16 protein-coding genes are annotated in these 18,485 nt (G+C 70.7%); 10 read left to right on the top strand and 6 right to left on the bottom strand.

Features of this window, described 5'->3' with window-relative positions; all coding sequences use genetic code 11:
* Positions 1 to 27: 27 nt before the first annotated feature.
* From ABH933_RS28985 to ABH933_RS28940, 10 genes are all read left to right on the top strand, one after another.
* Positions 28 to 333, top strand: coding sequence for a hypothetical protein (locus tag ABH933_RS28985; protein ID WP_429413340.1), 306 nt, complete (start codon positions 28 to 30; stop codon positions 331 to 333).
* Entirely contained in the window at positions 330 to 1,460 is a 1,131-nt protein-coding gene (locus ABH933_RS28980; RefSeq protein WP_429413338.1) for a lipase family protein, read from the top strand. The genes ABH933_RS28985 and ABH933_RS28980 overlap by 4 nt, the downstream gene beginning before the upstream one ends.
* A 364-nt stretch (positions 1,461 to 1,824) precedes the next feature.
* Complete coding sequence (locus tag ABH933_RS28975; RefSeq protein ID WP_429413336.1) at positions 1,825 to 2,724, top strand: alpha/beta hydrolase; 900 nt, start codon at positions 1,825 to 1,827, stop codon at positions 2,722 to 2,724.
* Positions 2,725 to 2,730: 6 nt separating this feature from the next.
* Entirely contained in the window at positions 2,731 to 3,483 is a 753-nt protein-coding gene (locus ABH933_RS28970) for a hypothetical protein (RefSeq protein ID WP_429413334.1), read from the top strand.
* A 79-nt stretch (positions 3,484 to 3,562) separates the two neighbouring features.
* A complete protein-coding gene (locus tag ABH933_RS28965; RefSeq protein ID WP_429413332.1) occupies positions 3,563 to 5,578 on the top strand; it encodes a BTAD domain-containing putative transcriptional regulator in 2,016 nt (671 codons plus the stop codon).
* A gap of 751 nt (positions 5,579 to 6,329) precedes the next feature.
* Positions 6,330 to 7,706 carry a hypothetical protein gene (locus ABH933_RS28960; RefSeq protein ID WP_429413330.1) on the top strand — a complete coding sequence of 459 codons (1,377 nt, stop codon included), beginning with the start codon at positions 6,330 to 6,332 and terminating at the stop codon, positions 7,704 to 7,706.
* Positions 7,707 to 7,785: 79 nt separating this feature from the next.
* Positions 7,786 to 8,400 carry a hypothetical protein gene (locus ABH933_RS28955; RefSeq protein ID WP_429413328.1) on the top strand — a complete coding sequence of 205 codons (615 nt, stop codon included), beginning with the start codon at positions 7,786 to 7,788 and terminating at the stop codon, positions 8,398 to 8,400.
* Positions 8,401 to 8,463: 63 nt separating this feature from the next.
* Positions 8,464 to 8,859, top strand: coding sequence for a hypothetical protein (locus tag ABH933_RS28950; protein ID WP_429413326.1), 396 nt, complete (start codon positions 8,464 to 8,466; stop codon positions 8,857 to 8,859).
* Between the two features lie 702 nt (positions 8,860 to 9,561).
* Positions 9,562 to 10,341: a GIY-YIG nuclease family protein gene (locus ABH933_RS28945; RefSeq protein ID WP_429413324.1), complete on the top strand. Its 780-nt coding sequence runs from the start codon at positions 9,562 to 9,564 to the stop codon at positions 10,339 to 10,341.
* Positions 10,342 to 10,620: 279 nt separating this feature from the next.
* The gene (locus ABH933_RS28940) at positions 10,621 to 11,313 is read left to right on the top strand and encodes a TRADD-N-associated membrane domain-containing protein (protein ID WP_429413322.1); all 693 of its coding nucleotides are present in this window, start codon (positions 10,621 to 10,623) and stop codon (positions 11,311 to 11,313) included.
* A gap of 121 nt (positions 11,314 to 11,434) precedes the next feature.
* Here the strand turns inward: ABH933_RS28940 and ABH933_RS28935 are convergent, their stop codons facing one another.
* The 6 genes from ABH933_RS28935 to ABH933_RS28910 all read right to left on the bottom strand — a co-directional run bounded on the left by ABH933_RS28935 (position 11,435) and on the right by ABH933_RS28910 (position 18,438).
* Positions 11,435 to 12,904, bottom strand: a complete 1,470-nt coding sequence (locus ABH933_RS28935) for a cutinase family protein (protein WP_429413320.1) — start codon at positions 12,902 to 12,904, stop codon at positions 11,435 to 11,437.
* A gap of 326 nt (positions 12,905 to 13,230) precedes the next feature.
* Positions 13,231 to 13,617 carry a hypothetical protein gene (locus ABH933_RS28930; protein WP_429413318.1) on the bottom strand — a complete coding sequence of 129 codons (387 nt, stop codon included), beginning with the start codon at positions 13,615 to 13,617 and terminating at the stop codon, positions 13,231 to 13,233.
* A 101-nt stretch (positions 13,618 to 13,718) separates the two neighbouring features.
* A complete protein-coding gene (locus ABH933_RS28925; RefSeq protein WP_429413316.1) occupies positions 13,719 to 14,576 on the bottom strand; it encodes a hypothetical protein in 858 nt (285 codons plus the stop codon).
* A gap of 98 nt (positions 14,577 to 14,674) precedes the next feature.
* Positions 14,675 to 15,415, bottom strand: coding sequence for a helix-turn-helix domain-containing protein (locus ABH933_RS28920; RefSeq protein WP_429413314.1), 741 nt, complete (start codon positions 15,413 to 15,415; stop codon positions 14,675 to 14,677).
* A gap of 966 nt (positions 15,416 to 16,381) precedes the next feature.
* Positions 16,382 to 17,395, bottom strand: a complete 1,014-nt coding sequence (locus ABH933_RS28915; RefSeq protein WP_429413312.1) for a C40 family peptidase — start codon at positions 17,393 to 17,395, stop codon at positions 16,382 to 16,384.
* Positions 17,395 to 18,438 (bottom strand): replication-relaxation family protein, encoded by a 1,044-nt coding sequence (locus ABH933_RS28910; RefSeq protein ID WP_429413310.1) that lies wholly within the window; start codon positions 18,436 to 18,438, stop codon positions 17,395 to 17,397. The genes ABH933_RS28915 and ABH933_RS28910 overlap by 1 nt, the downstream gene beginning before the upstream one ends.
* Positions 18,439 to 18,485: the final 47 nt, after the last annotated feature.

Below are 18,485 nucleotides of genomic sequence, written 5' to 3'. Positions count from 1 at the left end.
ACCCCTCTCGCCCATGAGGCCGCACCCATGAACCCTGCACACCCGTCCGGCCGCCATCGCGGGCACTGGCCCGCCCTCGCCACATCCGCGTCCAACCTCGAACCCGGACCCGACCAGCCCACCGAGCCCTCGACCGATGACCGCAAGGGTCGGATGCGGATCGCACCGACCAGCGACCAGCCCCGTCGGGTCGCCGAGAGCCGCCTGGAGCAGGGACTCCCGCCCCGCATCGACAACCCGGCCGTGATCGAGTCCCTCGCGCTGTTCCTGCGCAACGCCCTGAAAACCCTCGACCGAGACCAGAACGACCGACCTGCTCAGGAGACACCATGACCGATCTCGACTTCTACTCCCCGCCGCCCTTGGGCCGCGGTGCCTGCCCCGGCGATCTGCTGCGCAAGCGCCCCGTCTTCGTGCCGGGGTTGCCCCTGGTCGCGGGAGCTTGGCAGCTGCTCTACGCGAGCCAGAACTCCCGCGGCGAGCTGATCGCGGCTTCGGGCATCGTGGTCGTGCCCGACGCCGCCCTCGACACCGATCCGGGTACGGACGGCCTGCTGGTCTATTACCCGCCTTTCCGGGGGTTGGGCGGGCGGTGCGCGACCTCGGAGCTGCTGGCTACCGGCGACGAGCCGGACACTGCCGCGATCACCGCGGCCCTGGAGCAGGGGTGGGCGGTCGCGGTGCCGGACGGCGAAGGAATCGGCGTGGGCGGCTGCGGTCCGCATACCTTCCTGGCCGCCCGCGCGGGCGGGCAGATCGTGCTGGACCTGGCCCGCGCCGCGCATCACCTCCCCGACCTGACCGCGGCGAGGATGCGGGTCACGGCCTGGGGGTACGGCGATGGCGGCCGAGCGGTCTGCGCGGCAGCCGAAATGGCACCCCGCTACGCCCCCGAACTCGACCTGCGGGGAGTCGCCGCCGGTGCGGTCGCCTCGGACCTGGCCGCACTCGCCCCCTCGACCGCCAGCGGGCCGTGCGCGGCGCTCGGGCTGGCCGGACTGATCGGCTTGTCCAGGGCGCACCCGTATCTGCCGCTACGCGGGGTCCTGACCGAGGAGGGCTTACGGGCGGTGGCGGGCGCCGCGACCCTCACCCGTGCCCAAATCCTGGAGCGATACAGCGAGCAGCCGTTGGCGCACTGGTGCAAACAGCCGGACCCGTGGAACACCCCGGTCTGGCGGCACGTGCTGGGATACGAAACCCTCGTGCACTCGGCCCCCGCCGTGCCTGTGCACCTGTACCACGGACACAACGACAAGATCGTGCCCGTCCGCGCGGGCTTGAAGGTGCTCATCTCCTACCGCCAGCGCAGCACCGAGTTGTCCTGGCGCGAGTACGACGCCGGCCACACCGGCACCGCCCTCGCAGCCATCGGCGAAGTCCTGAGCCAGCTGGGCGAGGACCTGTCCCGCACGCCCGGTCCCGCCCGCGCCAGGACCGCGCGCGCATTGCGCCCGTGACCCCTCCAGGGGAACCTGCCAGCGCCCCGGCCCGCCGGGCATTGGGCGCGGGCAGGCCCCCGGGAGCACACACGCCCGGAGGTGAACACCGTTGCCCCGCAACACCAGCGACGACCCGAACCCGCACGACCCCCCACCGGCACCTCGCCGGTACCTCGACGACGTCCTCGACTGTGGCGTAGACGACGCGACCGGACCGCGCAGCGAGCCTGGCCCGCTGGACAACTGGCTGGCCACACTCCCCGGCAGCCCGGCGACCGGACGGCGCCGATTCGCTAGCAGCACACGGCGATCGAGCTCCACGCACGAAAGAGGTTGCCCGCCACAGTGTTCGAGCCGGGACCAAGGTCAGGAGCCACATGGGATGGCCCGACCCGATACCCATGTGGTGACCATCGCGGCCAGCGATGGAGTGCGGCTCGCGGCCACTCGCACCGGCCCACGCACCGGCGCGGCGACCGTGGTGTACGTGCACGGGCCGCTGCTGTGCGACCGTCGGGTCTGGGCATCTGTCACTACCCGGTTGCATGCGCACCTGGACCACGCGGTCACCCAGCTGGCGTACGACCAGCGTGGCCACGGTGATTCGGGCGCACCTGCCCGGCACGACATCACCACGATCGGCCGACTGGTCGATGACCTGGACGCTGTCCTGGCCCACGCCACACCTCCGGTGGTCCTGGTCGCCCACGGTGCTGCGGCACTGCTGGTGCACGCCTACGCCACCCGTTATCACGACCACCCCCTGGCCGGGCTCGTGCTGCTCAACCCCGCCGCCGCGCTCCCCGAATACGATTGCCTCCCAAGGTATGTCCGGACATGGCCACAGTGGCTGCAACGATTCCGGCGCATCCGTGGCCTCCACCGGACCGCCAGCGTGGGCGAGGCGATCCTGTACCGCCGCCTCCAGCACACCGGCCGCCGCCTCGGGGTGCGGGTGCGCGGCGGCAGCGACCCGCGCGTCACCACGGATGTCCTGGCCGCCTTCCCGCCGGTCCCGCTGCTGTCGGGCGAGGGCGCCGCACGGCTGCGAGGCACGCGGGTGCTCGTGCTGGCCGGGCAAGGCGACCCGATCGTGCCGCCGCGCCAAGTCGTGCGCCTGGCCGATGCGATCTGGGCCGACTATCAGCTCGTCCTCGGTGCCGGACATGATCTGCCCGGCACCGATCCCGCCCGCGTAGTCGATGCCATCCTCCAGATTCTGGGCCCGGCGTGCCACACCGAGGACGGGCTCCCCGGCACCGATCCCGTTTTCCGGAGGTGAAAAAGGTTGCCCAGCAACCAGAACGGCCCGCACGACCACGATCGCTGGCCACTCACCTCACCCGGTACCGACCCAGAGCTGGATCCGTACTTCGATCCGGAAGCGGACGAGGACGACGACGAAGTCCAGGAGATCGACCTGGACACCGGTCCGGTACCCGAGCTCACCGACCAGGACACCTGGTTCATCCCGCCATCGGATCCGGTGGCCGAGGACGCGCCGGTCCGCACGCACCGGCGGGTCCGGCGGGTACCGGTCCGAGCCTGGGCAGCGCTGGCGGCCTGCGCGGCGGTGGTGTTCGGGGTTCTGGCCGCCGTTCTGGACCCCACGCACCCGCCCGGGTCCCGCGCCGGGAAACCCGCCTCGACCGCGTCGCCGCGCACGTCCCCGCGGGTGAGTGGTGCGTGTGCGGGCCTGTCCGGGACCGTGGTGACCGACCGGGCCGGAGACCCGGCGACAGTCGCCGGAGTGATCGCGACGTTCGAGGCCGCCTACTACGACACTCGCTCCGGCGAGCAGGCGGCGCGGCTGCTGGCCCCCGAGGCCGGGATCACTCCCCAGGCGTTGGGGGCGGGCATCGCGTCCATTCCGGCGGGGACCACGCATTGCGTGTCGATCACTCTGATCGCGCCGGCCACCGCCGACGTGCACCTCGCGGAGGTCCACCCGGACGGGACCCGCGTGGACTACCTCCAGCTCATCAACACCCGCCCCACCCCCGGCGGCATGCTGATCACCCACGTCCAGAGCAAAGGATGAGGATCCTGCGCGCCACCGACCCGCCCCGGCGGGCTGTGCCCCGTGCGGGGCAGGCCAGCACCGCGTCCGAGCCGTTGTGATGCCCCCGCCCGCACCACCCTCCACCCGGGCCGCCGAGTGCGCGGCGCTGGTCGCGGTCGCCGGGATCGGCCCTCGGTCCGGGGTCACCACCATCACCCTGGCCCTGGCCCGCACCTGGCCCGCCCGGGGCGTGATCGTGGTGGAGGCCGCCCCGTCCGGCGGGCAGCTGGCCCAGCTGATCGGGGCCGACCCGTACCAGGGGGTGGCGAGCCTGGCCCGCACCGCACGCACCGGCACCTCGACGCAAGCCGGGAGCCGGGCCGGGGAGTGGACCGGCCACCTCCAGGTCCTGCCCGGTGGGGTGGGGCTGCTGGCCGCCCCGCCCGGGGCCTCGCCCGCCCGGGATGTCTTCACTGCCGCGCTGCTCACTGGTCTCGACCGCGCCGCCGACGCCCGCGCCGCGAGTGCGGACCACCACAGTCCGGTAGTGCTGGCCGACTGCGGTGCCCCCGAACCGGGCTCGCCGACCGCCACGATCTTGGCTGCTGCGGACGCGTGCCTGATCGTCGTGGACACCGATCGCCACGACCCGGCCCACGCCCGGGCCCGGATCCTGGCGCTGACGGACTTGTGCCGCCGCCGCGCGGTCCTGCTCCTCGGCACCGGATCGCCGAGGCAGTACGCGACCGCGCTCGCGTTGCCGGTCCTGGCGAGCCTTCCCATCGCCCCAGGCGCGGCCAGCGCGCTGGGGGAGGGAACCCGCCGACGGTATCGCCGCGACCGGCTGCTGACTGCCGCGCGCACGGTCGCCGATACCGTGCAGGCGCACCTGCACCCGCCCGCGCCGGCATCCTCGACCTCGCCAGCCAGCGAGCCCACGCCCCCAGCGCCACCGCCTCGCCCGGCCCGCCGCCCGGCCACCGAGCCTGCGATCTACCAGATCGAACCACCCACCGGTACCCCCTCGGCACCGAACCAGGCCCCCGCCACGCCCCCGCCACACCATCCGAGCACCAGCGGCCCCGATACCGGCCACAGCCCGCGCGCTCCCCGGCCCGCCGTGCCCGAGCCGATCGTCGGCCCGCTGCGTGCCCCAGCCGGGCCGGAACCGGACCCCGAGCCCGGACACCGGACCATTCACCCGGCGACGGTCCCTGACCCGGTGGCGGCCGATCCGAAGCCGCCCGGGCCGACCGTGCCGCTGACGCCCCGCCTGAAGGAGCCCGGCCCGGGGGCGGGGTCGCCGGGTGCGGTGTTGTCGGTGCAGGTGTTCGGCCCGTTGCGGGTGTGGTGGCAGCCGGGCACAGGCTCGGGCCAGCCGGGCCGGGTGGAGATCACGCGGTCGTTGCGGCGGCGGGAGCGGGATCTGCTGATCGTGCTGGCGGTCCACCCGCACGGCGCGGCCCGCGACGCCTTGATCGCAGCGTTGTGGCCCGAACAGACCCTGGCCCGCCCCACCAACGCCCTGAACACCGTCGCTTCCCGGCTGCGCGCGGCGATAACCACCGCCACCGAGGAGGCGGTCACCGAGATCCTCGACCACGACACCGGCCGCTACCGCCTGCGCCCGGACATCTGGGAGGTGGATTACCAGCGGTTCGATACCGCAGTGGCCGCGCTGCGCGCCACCACCGCCGCCAGCGCCGACCGGGAACACGCCTGCCGCGCCATCCTCGCCGCCGCCGACGGGGTGCTGGGTGAGGACTTCACCGGCGACTGGATCGCACCGATCCGTGAACACGCCCGCCGCGACCGCCTCAAAGCAGTCGGAAAACTCGCCGCCATGCTCGTGCAGACCGACCCCGACCAAACCCTCGCCCTGCTGGAAACCGCACTGATCAACGACCCCACCAACGAACCCATATACCAAGACATTCTCCGCCTCCATGCCCGCCTCGGCGAACGCACCGCCATCAACCCCACCCTCGCATTACTCAAACGCCGCCTCGAAACCATCGGCGACCTCCCCACCCAAACAACCCTCGACATCGCCACACACCTACGCAATCAACACCGAAACAAACCCGGCACCGGACCCGACGAAACCCCCACCACAAACCCGAGCCGGAAATAAAGAAAAGGAGAAAAAGAAATTGGAAATACGCTCCCGTGGCGCACGGCGCACGTCCACAGCGAGGACAGGAAAATGTGCCCAGAGAGGCGATCGGCGAGGGTCTCGAGGCCGTCGGCGGCACCCGAGAGCCGAGCGTGACCGGCGGCGCAAAGCCCGCGAAGAGACTCACCTGAACCTTGGTGCAGGTGAGTGATCCGGTGGGTGCCAATGGGGGGTCCAACCGGGGGTCCACGCGGGGGTCCAACCGGGGGTCCGATCATCATCGGACCCCCCGTGCGCGATGTTCGCGCAGCTCGGAGGCTATTTCACGGGCCTTTCACCGCCCAGGCTGTATGGATTACATCAGTACATACACATCGCGGGGGCCGCATCCTTGCCTCTGTGGGCGTGCCGGGACGTCGGCCGATCGATCTGCAGCGGTGGTGTCGGTCCCGTTCCGCATGCAGGGCGAGTCCGTCGTCGAGCACGCATGCCGGCTCGCTCGGCACGGCTGTGCGTGTTTCATGGCGAATTGTTTTCAATGAGCTTGCCGTGCTCGATTTCCGCGCCCGGCGGTGCCGCGTTGCGGGTGTCGGGGAACAATTTCCGTGGATTTTCCGGGAATGGGCTTGAATTCGCGGGCGGTCCGGAGATAGCTTCGACCGACCGGGGCCGAACAAATCAATTCCATTCCCCGGCCACCCCGCACCGGATATCCGCGATTTCGCCGATGGTCCGACGCATCCCGTTTCCCAGATCAGGAGTTACCGACATGACCGACCACATCACCGCCACCGGGCCCGTTCGTTTGGGCAACGGCGAATTGCGCGCCATGGTGGCGCACGTGCTGGCTGCGGACCCCGGCACCGACTACGGGCCCCGCCACATCGCGAACGTGTTGGGACGCTCGGCCGGTGCGGTCGGCAACGCGTTGGACCGGTTGACCGCCGCCGGGCACGCGGTCAAAACCCAGGACAACCCCCGCCGCTACCGCGCCACCCCCACCACCAAGACCGCCGCCGCCGCGACCGTCGGCACCACCCCCAGCGCGGCCCGCGCACCGCGCCACACCACCCGCACCACCCACGCCGCCCGGACCATGACCGCCCCCGCCGCCGCCCCGGCCGCCCCGGGCCCGGTGGCCGCGACCGCCGCCCTGGGGCACGCGACGGGCGCGTTCGCCCGCGCCGCCCTGGTGTTGGTGCTGGCCGTGGCCGGGGTGTTCGCCGCGCTGGGACGCCACACCGTGGCCGCCGTGACCCACCCGCGCCGCGCCCGCCGGGCCACCGTCCCGGCCGCCCGCCCCGCCGTGGCCACGAGGCCCGCCCGGCTCACGCTCACCCCCGCCCCGGCCCCGGCCACCCCCGCCCTCGAGGCTCCCCACCCCGACGCACCCAACAACGCACCCACCCCCGCCCCGGCCCCAGTGGCCGACACCCCGGCGGAACCGGCCCCCGCACCGCAGACCACCGACCCCGCGCCCGCCACCCCGGCCGCGCCCAGCACCGCCCGCACCACCACACCCGCCCCGACCGCGCCCGCCGCCACCGATACCGATTCCGCCGTGGCCGAACCCCCGGCAGCCACCACCCCCAAGCGCCGGACCCGCAAGACCACCACCAAGGCCGCCACCGCGACCGCCGCCGACACCACCACCGCCGCACCGACCGCGCCGCGCGGGGCCCACAAGAGCACCAAGCCCGCGACCGCCACCCGCCCGGCAACCACCACACCCGCCGACGCGCCGACCCCGGCCACCGACGCGCCCGCACCCAAGCGCCGGGCCCGCAAGACCGACACCGCCCCAGCCAAGTCCGCCGCCGCCCCGAAGGTCACGACCGCGCCGGACCCGACGACGACCCCGGCCACCGACGCACCCGCACCAGCTGCGCGCCGCGCGGCCCGCAAGACCGCGACACCGGCCGCCACCGCGCCCGCCGCGCCCGCGCAGGCCACCGCGCCCGCTACACCGACCCCGGACAAGTCGAGCACCGCCCGCAAGACCACGAAACCCGCTGCGGCCAAGCGGGTTACCGCCAACCGCGCCACCGACACCGGCCCGGAAACGGCCCCGGCGACCGACACCCCGGCCGCCGCGCCCGCGCGGGCCCGGCGCGCCCGCACCGCCCCGGCCCGCGCCGCCGCCTGACACCCCGCACACCCCGGGGCCGCGAACCCGTGGCCCCGGGTCGGGAATCCTTGCCCCACAACCTGATTGGAGTCACGTTATGACGCACGAGAACCACGATCACCTTGCCCGCGCCCTCGATGTGGCCGCATTGGATGAGGTCGATAGCGAGCAGTTGCTGGCCGCCCGCGACGAGGCGGCAGAGGCCCGTGACCTGTTCTGCGCCCGGCTGGCCGATGATGCCCTCGAGGCCCGGGGCGCACGGCACGGCCGCCGCACCTGCGCCACGTGCGGGCAGTGGGCCGACCACGTGCACGACCCGTTGACCGGTGACCCGATGAGCGTGCACTGGTCGGGGTGGCGGCCGGACGCTGAGGACATCCGTGGGGTCGCGCGGACCGCCGCGCGGGTGTTCGCGCTGGCCTCGATCGCCCCGCCCGAGGACTGGATAGGCCCGGCCGATGGTCTGGGATGCGTTGCCGTGGAACTGGATTCGACCTGGTATGAGGTCCGTACGCCCAGCAGCGACCGGCGCGGATTCTTCGTCGGGTCGGCCTATATCGCCGCGTGCACGCCCCCGCCCGGCGCCGAAGTCGGGTACATGCCGATCGTGTACGCCACCGACCGCGCCACCGCCGCCATCGCGGATGCCTACCGGTACGTACAGCACGCCCTCCAGACTGCACCCGCGCCCGGCCCCACCGGGGCGCAGTAGCGGCCCGGGAAATCCAGCTCAGCACATCGCCCGAACACCGACACAGCAAGCGAGGCAACACCTATGACCACTCACAAGATCCCCGGCCCTCGGCTGTCCGCCGCCGACATCATCGGCGGGCCGCAGCAACGCAACGACGTGACCGTCCTGACCGAACGGCATGGCGTCCCGGTGCGGTACCGCCTGCACGTCGACCGCTACATCGCGCAGTCGCACTTCCTGGTCGAGGCATGGGATCCGGGCGCACGGACATGGAATGAGCTCTGGGCCATCCCACAGGCCACCTACACCTTCCCCGGGGCGCGCGAGCACGACGCCGCCCCCGCCTGGCGACTCATCGCCAGCCCCGACGTCCACGACCCGCACGCCAAGGCCGCCAGCTGGCAGCAGATCATCGACACCCTCACCGAGTACGCCGACCGCATCCTCACCCTCCGCACCCCACCGGGGCCGCGATGATCTGACCCGTTTACACGTTGACGGCCCCCGATGTGCCAAGCACTTGGGGGCCGTTCCGCACGTGTCGGGTTGCCCGGCCCCAGCATTGTCCTGCCGCCGCCGCGTCACACCGCGCCGCGTCGCCCGTCGGGGGCGTGCGCCACCGCACCGCACCGCCCGCACCCGCGCCCCGTGCCGCACGCATGCGCTTCCCGGTGCGCACCCGCTGGCGCGTTTCGGTGTGATCCGGCGTCGGGGCCCTTACGGGGCGGCGGGGTGAGCGGGGGTGGTGGGCATGCGGGGCCCGGAAACAGGACAGCGGGCCGGGCCCGTCACCGTCCGGGGAAGTCGTGTTCGGGACGGCGGGCCCGGCCCGCTGGTGTGGGTTCTCATGGGGCTCTTCATCTCAGGCCGTGGTGATGTGGGGGTTCGGTGCGGGCTTTCATCGGTTGTTCGTCTTGGTCTTCTCAACGGTGGTTCGTTTTCTTCTTGGTATGTCGCTTTCGGGCGGTGCGGCGCAGGGGCTTTCGTGGTGTGACTGTGTTGCGGATCTGCCTGGGCGCGCCGCCGATGAGCAAGCGACCTTGCCGTCGCTCAGTACGTGGGGTTCCCGCACAAGAACAACGCGCGTCGCGACCTAAATCCTGTGTCCGGCTTATCATCTCGCGTGTGAAAAGTATGAATTCGGGGTAGGCTGTCCGTCGGACCGGATATGTTGCCTCGGTGACACCAGCGACCATCACCGGCGATCTCTGTTTCGGCCATATCCTCGCAGCGACCGGGCTCGATCTGGACGACATTCTCGTTCTCCGCCACACCTACACCGACGAGGGCCTCGCCTCGCCGAGCGACCTCACTCCGGACAAGGTCCTCGAGTACACCCGCTGGCACCAGATCGCCAAGAGCAAGCTCGAACAGAGCCCACCGCGATTCTGGTTGATCTTCATCGCCGATGGCGGACGACGCTCTCGACTGCTCGTCGCCTACGAGAATCACGGCGAGCTGCTCCCCGAACGCACCGATTCGCGCCGGATCTTCGACCTCCGTCCCTGCGATCTACTCTCGGCCCTGAGCGGCCGGCTCGTCATCGAGTGGTCGGGGGACACGGTGAACTGGGCCAAACACGCTCGGAGCGCAGCACTATTCCGCGTGGTCGAGATCGTCGACCGCGAGCCTGTGCCATTCCCAGGCTACGACCAAGTACTCATCACCCACCGGGAACTCGAGGCCGTGGTGGACGACCCCCGGTACGCGGCGTGGCGCACCGCTCTCAGCGCCGTTCAGGGCATCTACCTCATCGCCGACACCAGCACCGGAAAGCTCTACGTCGGAAAGGCGGACGGCACCGAACGATACTCGGGCGCTGGACCAGCTATGCGCGAACCGGCCACGGAGGCAACCTCACACTGCGGGAGCTGGCCGGCATCGACCCCGACCACACACGGCACCTGCAGTTCAGCATCCTGCGGGTCTTCGGACCGGCCGCACCGACCTCGGACGTAGACCAAGCCGAGGCGCACTTCAAGCGCGTGCTCCTCACACGCGAGCACGGCCTCAACCGCAACTGAAGACCACCTCCACCCACCGTCGAAGCAGATCGAGCCACCAGCGCTGCGCGGCCGGTGCCTGATGGTGCTCCTAGGCGGAAAGTGCTAATCGCCGCAGCGTGGAAGCTGCTGCGAGCGTAGGCTATTGCTCAATATCAACCACGCCTGGGGGATCGGATGCCGAAGCGACGATCGAAGGTTCCTGATGTAGTGATGGTGGCTTGGAACCGTCAACATGGACGGTAATGCTCCGCGGGGCGAAGAGAACAGCGACCAGCCGACAGAGCCGGTGTGGCCGTACTCCGTTCCGCAGCAACCGTACGCGGCGTACCCTCCCCAGCAACCGCAGCAGGTTTTTGTCGACGGCGAGAACGCCCACGTCAATATCACCTATCCTCCCTCTCCAGACTACGGGTATCCGTATGAGGCCGAGGATCTTCGCGCCCGCTACTACTTCCGGTTCTTGGGGCAGTCGCTGACCCAGGCGACGGTGACGTTCATCTTGAGCATGCTCGTCGCCACAGCGGGTATGGCAGTTGTGTTGGTCGGGGCGGCCTTGGCGGTGGTGCACGCGAACGCGCACGCCTCGACCGTGGTGCCGCTGCTGACCGGTGTCGCGGGGATTGCGGTCACTACGTGTGGTGGAGCGATGGCTGTGCAGGCCAACAAGGCACGCAAGCATGCGGCCGAGCAAGCGGCGACCGTTCGGCAGGATATGAAGTCCGATCAATCCTTCGATCGGGCAACGACGCTGATCGGCAAGGTGGACAACCCCGTTCTGCGAGATCGGTTGCTCGCGATCACCGCGGTGAATGAACTCGGGCTGAGCCCGAACCCGATCGATCTGTCAAAACACTTGCCTGCGGAGCCGAAACCGGTAGAGCCCGTGGAGAATTCGCAGAGGGGGCAGCTGGATCCAGGGAGTTGAGTTGCCGCTGCCTTTCGCCGAATCTGCCGTGTAGCCAATTGTTCGCGAACGAACGACAGGCGAACTAGCACTGAGAGAGCGAACTCGGCCATGAGAAACTACAGCTGGCATGAGGGTGGGGTTAGTGACTGGCGGGGATGCGGCTGGTCAGCCAGGTGGTGAGGTCGTTCATCCCGGAGGTGTATCCGGACTGGTGGACTCCGGAGGCGAAGAACGAGGCCGCGTCGCTGCCCTGTTTGGCGAGCTGGGCCAGTCCGGTCCCGGCACCGGTCGAGTTGGTGCTGGCGGTGGTGAGGGCGGTCAGGGGTGCGGCGGCGGTGCCGGTGAGCGCGTTCGCGGCCACGGCGGCGAGGTCCGCGGCGACGGGCAGCAGGCCGGTGAGGACCGTGGCGGCGCCGACGAGGTCCCCGGCGGTGAGTTTGCTGAGCGCGGTCCAGGCGGTTTCCTGGGCGGTACCGAGGTCCGAGGCGAGGCGTGGGACGTCGACTCCGGCGAGGATCTGCACGATTTGCGCGGCGGCGGCGGTGAGGCCGCTGGTGTCGGCGGGGGCGATGATGGTCAGGATTCGGGCGATCAGGTGCAGGTCCAGCTGTGAGGCCATGGTGACCAGAGGCGCGAACTGGTTGTTCAAATCTCCGGCGAGTTGGTGGGTGCCGTTCACATCCCCGGCGAGCAGCCGTGGCGGCAGCGCGGCCAGGTCCGCGCCGATCGCGGGCAGATTCGCCGCGAGGCTGGACATTCCGGCCAGCACCGAAAGGACCTGCCCGATCACCGAGGACACATTCACGCCGTCGAGAACCCCGCCGGTGCCGGACAGCTGAGACAGCACCGAGTCGCTGCCGCTGCCAGTGCTGGCTTGGGTGGCGGGAGTTGTGGTGGGGGTGCTGGTGATCGCGTGCCCGAGGTTGGTCAGGACCGGGTCGGTTTGCGGGGAGACCGAGCAGTAGAGGTCCCCGGCCGCGCATACGCTGCGGACCCGGTCTGCGAGGGCGCCGAAGTCTTGGATGCGAGGTCCTTCGATGCCCTCGCCGGCGGCCGGGGTTCCGAGGGTAGGAGTCGAGGCGGCTCGGTGGGGGTCCGCGACGAGCCCGACGGCGAGGACTCGTGATGCTGGCACGGGGCCTTGCCCGTGCCCGATGAGGGTCGCGATGTCCCCGGCGACCTGCGCGCCTTGGGAATAGCCGACCACCACGATGCGGGTGCTCGGGCAGAGTGAGGACAGTGTCGATGAGAGTGCTTGCCCTCCGGCGGTTTCCGAGGCGGCGTAGGTCGGGGTGATCGAGGCCGGGTACGCAACGGTCCTGGTGGCCAGGTCGGTGCCGTAGCGGGCGGTCAGGGCGTGCGCGAGCGGGCCCAGCATGCCCGAGGGTGAGGCTGGGTCGGCGTCGGGTCGGGTTTCGCCGGTCCCGGATACCAGGACCGCTGTGGTGGCCGCGCACCCCGATACGGGGGCGGCCAGGGCGGGCGCGGGGACCGCGCACAGACCGGCCGCCAGCGCAGCGGTAGCGCACACCGCCGCCCCGCTCACCCCGCGCCGGTAGCGGTGCGGGCGGGCGCGGCGGGGTGTGCTGGCGTGTGGTGTGGTGGTCATCGAAACTCCCGGGGGTGCAACAGGTGTCGGACAACAGAACGCGGCACGGTTCCGCTGTCAGAGGACTCCTGTTCACACCCGGGAATTGGACACATTCGCCGGAATCACGTCACCGCCGGGCGGTCGGTACCGCGCCGCCACCGGCCCGGGCGATGATCGCCGGGACGGGGCCGCGCGGGCCGTTCACCGCCCCGCACTACCGACCCGTGCACGGTGGTGCACGGCAGCGGGCCCCGGTGACGGAATCGAAATTCCGTGACCGGGGCCCGGGGTGGAGGTGCGCGCGTGGATGTCCCGCGCTGGCGTCGGTGGTTGGTCAGGTGGGCTCAGGTTCCCAGGACCGCGTTCGCGGCGGCCGAGGGGTTCTCGAAGACGCGCCCGTCGGACAGCATGAGCCCGCCGGTGCCGGTGACCACGGCCGTGGTGTCGGTGCCGGTCATCTCGAGCTGGGCCCCGACGTGTAGCGCGCCCGTGGCCACGAGGTCACTGATGGTCCACCGGTCGGTGATGCGCGGGAACGGGAACGGGTCGGGGAATTGGTAATCGATCTGCCTATCCCCGGCGCACCGGGCGCAGATCGTGCGGCCGGTGGTGTGCGCGCACCGTTCCGGCGGCACCACGGTGAACACGTGCTCACGGATCCGGGTGACCCGGTTCGCGGTGCCGAGCACGGTGTAGGACTCGTCCAACCGGGCGGTCAACCTCTCGTACATAACCTTCTCCTCGTGCGCTGTCCGGACGATGCCGGGCAACGATGATGAACGGACTCACCCCCCGCCCGGCGGTAGACCGGGCAGGGGGTGAGCTGGGGGTGTCAGGCGGTCAGGTCCGCCGCCCACGCGCGGGGCAGTTCGCCCCCGCCGCGCAGGTGGGTGTCCATGGCGTCCATCAGTTCGCTGGCGTCGCGGTGCAGCGCGGCCAGGCGGTCGCGGTGCTCACCGTCCCCGGCCGGATCGGTGGCGTCGCTACCGCCGTCGAGTTCGGCGTCGATCTCGGCTTGCAGGATGTGGAACCGGCGCAGCAGCTCGTCGGGATCCTCGACACCGTCCGTCGCAGCAGACGCAGGGGGCGCAGCGGGCGCGGGCGGGGTGGGGCCCGCGCACACGTGCACCGCGTATCGGTAGGCGGTGATGATCGTGGCGGCCTGGTGCTCGGGGGCGTGGATGACCGGGAACGCCCGCGCCTGCCCCGACAGGCGGTGCTGGCACTGGCTGATGTACACCGCGCGGGCCCGCTGGTGACGGTCCGGGGTGGTGCCGCCCGTGCCGGTGTGGACGGTCACCGTGTACCGGTAGGGCCCGAAATCGATGACGACCTGCGCGGCGGAGTAGGTGTCGGTCCACTGGTGCGGCAGCGCGGTCGCGGCCAGGGCGAACACGTGCAGGGCGGTGGTGGTGTGGTACTCGGACACCGGGTGCTCACCGTCGACCAGCATGCGGGCCCCGGTGGCGGGTTCGTGGACGTGGTCGGCCCATCTCCCGCACGGCCAGCATGTACGGCGGGCCCAGTTCCCGGGCTGCACAAGATCTTCCAGCTCGTTGTCCAGCTCCAGCGCGCGGGCCAGGTTCCCCTCGTGCACGGCCCGGTCACGGGCGGCGAGCAAGTGCGGGATCGGCTCGCACAGGGACCCGGGATTGGACGCAGAGCCGAACTCGGGATGCGATGTGGTCATGGCGGAAACCTCGATTCGTGGTGTGGCGCAGCAGATGTCGGGTCGGGGGAACGGTGCGGGAGGCAGGGCCGGGCGCATGCTCGGTGCGTGTTGGGGGCTCATGCGTCCGCCGCCAGTGCCCACTTCTTTGGTGTGTCGCTGGTGCGGACCGCGACCTTGTCGGCGGTGAGTTTCTCCAGCGCGTTGTTGATCGCGCCGCTGGACAGCGTCCGGGGCGCGTGCTCGAGCTCGAGCGCGTGCTTGAGCGCGGTCGGGCTGAACGCCTGCCCGGGATTTTCCCGCAGATGGCTCTCGACCATTCCCCGCAGCGCACCCGAAGGCAGCTTCTCCACCACCGGTGCCGTCGCCGCAGCGTCCCCGGTGTTCGCGGTCGCTACAGCGGCGGTACCGGCTGCGCCCGCCGGGGCGGTCGCGGGCCCGGCCGGTACGGGGCTGGTGGGGGTGGTGTCGGTGTCCGGTGATGCCGGTGCCGGATCGGTCGGCGCGGGTGGGGTGCCGGTCGTGGTCCGGGTACGCCGCGCCCGTGCCGCCGCCCCGCTGCGGCCCCGGCCCGATGCGGGGCCCGCGCCCTTCGGGGCGGGCGGTGCGGGTGTGGTGTCGGTGTCGGGTGCGGTGGTGTCGGTCAGGGTCCACCGGTACAGGGGGCGGGGCGCGTCGGGGTCGGCGGCACGTGTGGCGGTGCCGTTCTCGGCCATCGTGTTCAGGATGGCGCGGGCGGTGGACACGCTCATTCCGGCGTCGAATGCCAGCTCGCTGACCGTGGCCCCCGGGGTGGCGGCCAATGCGTCGCGTAACACGGCATCGTTGGCGTTGTTTTTCGATCGTGGTTTTTTGGACATGACATCTCCGTCACATGGGTAGGGAATTCGATAGGGATGGGTGGTCATGCCCCGGCCGGGACGGCCCCCCGGATAGCGGCGTTGCCGCCGCAATTCCAGGAATTTTCCGGGGAACCACATACATGGACGCTCGTCACCCGCGCGAATGTCAAGCCGAAACCGAAACAAGACACCCGTCTTGTATTTTCGCCGACAATGGGGCGTATCCATTGCGGGGAATGAATAGCAGTGCCCCACGCTATCCGGCCCACGATGGGCCGGATAGCGCGAGCCTGTTTACGAGTCTGGCGTGTGGGGCGAATTGACGGAATTGCTATCGGCCGGTGCGGCGCATCGGGCGATGGGTGAGGCGTCGGTCATGGTGGGCCTCGGCGACAGCTCGGCGCTCGGTTGTGTATGGGCCTCGATTTCGGCGCGCAACCGTCGGCCAGCGGCCGTGCGGTCGAAACCGATGGTGTGGTCCCAGCTCCACGATTCCGCGCAGTCGCGGCATATCGTGGCCTCGTGGTTGCACTTGTCGGGTGACCTGAAAAGGATCTTCTCGGCCTTGGAATTCGTGTCTCGCAGTCGTACCGAAACGTACGCATTGCCCGACACCTTCGCGCCCTTCCGAATCGCGCCGTCTTCGTCGTGCGTGGTGTTGTTTTTCATCGGTGCGCCCCCGGTTTCCGGGTGTCCCCGGTGTGGTGCGCGTCGGCGGTGCCGTGTGTCGCGGGTGTGGTTGTTGCAGGGGTGGACATGATGTTTCCCATTCAGGTAATGGTGGTCGGTCATGTCCCGGCCGGGACGGCATCCCGCACGCGGATTGCGTCACGCAATTCCGGGGTAGCGGGGCACCACATACATGGACGCTCGTCACGGGTCGAATGTCAAGCGATCCCCAACACAACGCACGTTTTCTTTCAACCCTGCTCGCTGCCGAACTGGCGAGAATGCCCTAGAGTATCCGTAGCTGCCTGCACGCCCTCAGGCATGAGAACCTGCGAGATTACGTGTGAATACTCGGCCTGCGGACAGGAAGTCGTCTTTCGGGTATCGGTACCTTTCTATTCTGACTTTTTGCCCGTAGTCGGGTGCGTCGATCATTTCTCCGTTGCCGAGGTAGAGGGCGACGTGGTGGATTCCGTCTTTCGGGTTCGCGTAGAACAACAGGTCCCCGGGCTGGATCCGGTTTTCGGGGATGGGGGTGGTGGCGTGGTATTGGTCGGCGGCGGTGCGGGGTAGGGCGATTCCGGCGGCGGCGTAGGCGGCGGTAGTCAGTCCGGAGCAGTCCCAGCCGCCCGAGGCGCGGGGTCCGTTGCCTCCCCACACATAGGGTTGTCCCAGCTGTGCGCACGCGAACGCGAGTACGGTGGCCGCGGTCGGGTCGGTGGCCGGGAGGTGCTGGCAGTCGCCGGAACCAGGCGATGCGGGTGGTGGGGTGGTGCGGTAGCGGGCGGCCTGGTCGAGAACCTGCTGCACATACCAGTCGGCGTGGTTGTAGGTGTAGAGGGCGCGGTGCAGGTCGGTGGGTGCACCCGAGTCGCACAGGTAGAACGCGGCGGCATGAACAGCGTCCGACGGGTTGTACCGCGAGGGCGGGCTCGCCCCGCCCGCGGGGAGCCGGTGGCGGGTGGTGACCGAGGCGAAGGTGGGAGCCAGGAATTGCATCGGCCCTGCTGCGCCCGCACTGTTCTCGCCGTCCAGGACGCCGGGAAGGCGGCTTCGGTCGTGGTCGGTCTCGACTTTCCCGATGCCGGCCAGGATCGTCCAGTCCAGTCCGGGGCAGTCCGAGGCGGCCTGCCAATACAAAGTGAGCATGGTCGGCGGGATGTCGGAGACCGCGTCCGGACTCGGGGCCGATTGCCCGGTCCCCGGGGCGGGCGCGGTCACCGCGGTGTGCGGCCGGGCGGAGTCGACAGCGGCGACGGTGACGGTGAACGCGCCGATACACACGACGGTCAGTAGTGCGCCCGCCGCGCCGAGGGCTGCGCCCAGCATCACCGTCCGCCTTCGCGGGGCGGGCGCGGGGGCGGCGCGGGGATTACCACCCGCCGATCCACCACCGTGTCCGCCTCGTCGCCGGTTGGGGCGGGAGCCAGGGTAGGGGCGGCAAGGTGCGGCCAGGCGGCGGGCAGCTGCGCGAGCCTCCGGCGGGGCCCGGGATGGACGTGGTTCGGGGTGGGGTGCAGCGGCAGCCATACCGGTGCGGCCGGACCTGAGCTCCGGGTGTGGTCGGCGGCGGCGGTCGCGATCGGGACCGCGTCGGGGTTGTCGAGGGCGGCAACGGTTTTGGCGAGGGCGGTGCAGGCGTTGGCCTCGCGGGTGCTGGTGGGCAGCCAGATCAGGATCGGAGTGGTGATCCCGGTTGCCGCGGTCAGGTTCGCGTACCCGGGTATTTTGTTGCAGAGTTGGGTGAGTGATTCTGTGCCGCAGTCGTATTCGAGGAAGAACTCCACCCCGCCGGATCCGGCGGGTGTGTTGGGTGGGGGGTCGAGGCGGCCGTAGCCGTCGGGGCGGGCGAGGTCTCCCCAGAGGCGGGCACAGCGGGTCGCGGACCACCACGCACTCAACGCGCCGCCGGAAGTGGCGAGGGTGGTGAACCAGTCGTTGACGCCGATGTCGTGTTGCAGGTGCATGCTGTGGGCGATGGCCAGGGCGCGGTCGTGACGCCACAGCAGCTCGCGGACAGCCAGGCCGTGTTCACCGGCCAGGATGGCGGCTCCGGCGGGGGTCAGGATCCAATGCGAGGGCGCGGTGCCGAGCGTGCGGTAGGGCGCGAATCGGTCGATAACTGCGGCCCGGTACAGCTCGAGCAGGCGGGTGCGGGCCCGGCGGGGCCCGGTGAACGCCAGGGCGCTGATCTGCGGGCCGGTTAGCACCCGATGCTCGTACAGCATTCCCAGCAGCCACCGGTCCCGCGCGGTGAGGATGGACGCCAGGTGGGCCTTCCCGGCCAGCGTGGGCCCGGCCGGACCTGTGCGCGCACCTGCGGGGGCACGCCTGGCGGGTGCGGTGGCGGGAGATCGGGGGATGCGAGTCATCGGAGATGACACCTCCATTCGGGAGCGGGCGAGCACGGCAGGCGCGG

Source organism: Nocardia sp. GP40 (genome assembly GCF_050434125.1).
GTDB classification, from domain to species: Bacteria; Actinomycetota; Actinomycetes; order Mycobacteriales; family Mycobacteriaceae; genus Nocardia; species Nocardia albiluteola.
This window is presented reverse-complemented; position numbering and strand designations above follow the sequence as displayed.

Bases quoted from the DNA above. Each gene is read 5' to 3' on its own strand.
- ABH933_RS28985 (WP_429413340.1), top strand. From the start codon at position 28: ATGAACCCTGCACACCCGTCCGGCCGCCATCGCGGGCACTGGCCCGCC.
- ABH933_RS28980 (WP_429413338.1), top strand. From the start codon at position 330: ATGACCGATCTCGACTTCTACTCCCCGCCGCCCTTGGGCCGCGGTGCC.
- ABH933_RS28975 (WP_429413336.1), top strand. From the start codon at position 1,825: ATGGCCCGACCCGATACCCATGTGGTGACCATCGCGGCCAGCGATGGA.
- ABH933_RS28965 (WP_429413332.1), top strand. From the start codon at position 3,563: ATGCCCCCGCCCGCACCACCCTCCACCCGGGCCGCCGAGTGCGCGGCG.
- ABH933_RS28960 (WP_429413330.1), top strand. From the start codon at position 6,330: ATGACCGACCACATCACCGCCACCGGGCCCGTTCGTTTGGGCAACGGC.
- ABH933_RS28955 (WP_429413328.1), top strand. From the start codon at position 7,786: ATGACGCACGAGAACCACGATCACCTTGCCCGCGCCCTCGATGTGGCC.
- ABH933_RS28950 (WP_429413326.1), top strand. From the start codon at position 8,464: ATGACCACTCACAAGATCCCCGGCCCTCGGCTGTCCGCCGCCGACATC.
- ABH933_RS28940 (WP_429413322.1), top strand. From the start codon at position 10,621: ATGGACGGTAATGCTCCGCGGGGCGAAGAGAACAGCGACCAGCCGACA.
- ABH933_RS28935 (WP_429413320.1), bottom strand. From the start codon at position 12,904: ATGACCACCACACCACACGCCAGCACACCCCGCCGCGCCCGCCCGCAC.
- ABH933_RS28930 (WP_429413318.1), bottom strand. From the start codon at position 13,617: ATGTACGAGAGGTTGACCGCCCGGTTGGACGAGTCCTACACCGTGCTC.
- ABH933_RS28925 (WP_429413316.1), bottom strand. From the start codon at position 14,576: ATGACCACATCGCATCCCGAGTTCGGCTCTGCGTCCAATCCCGGGTCC.
- ABH933_RS28920 (WP_429413314.1), bottom strand. From the start codon at position 15,415: ATGTCCAAAAAACCACGATCGAAAAACAACGCCAACGATGCCGTGTTA.
- ABH933_RS28915 (WP_429413312.1), bottom strand. From the start codon at position 17,395: ATGCTGGGCGCAGCCCTCGGCGCGGCGGGCGCACTACTGACCGTCGTG.
- ABH933_RS28910 (WP_429413310.1), bottom strand. From the start codon at position 18,438: ATGACTCGCATCCCCCGATCTCCCGCCACCGCACCCGCCAGGCGTGCC.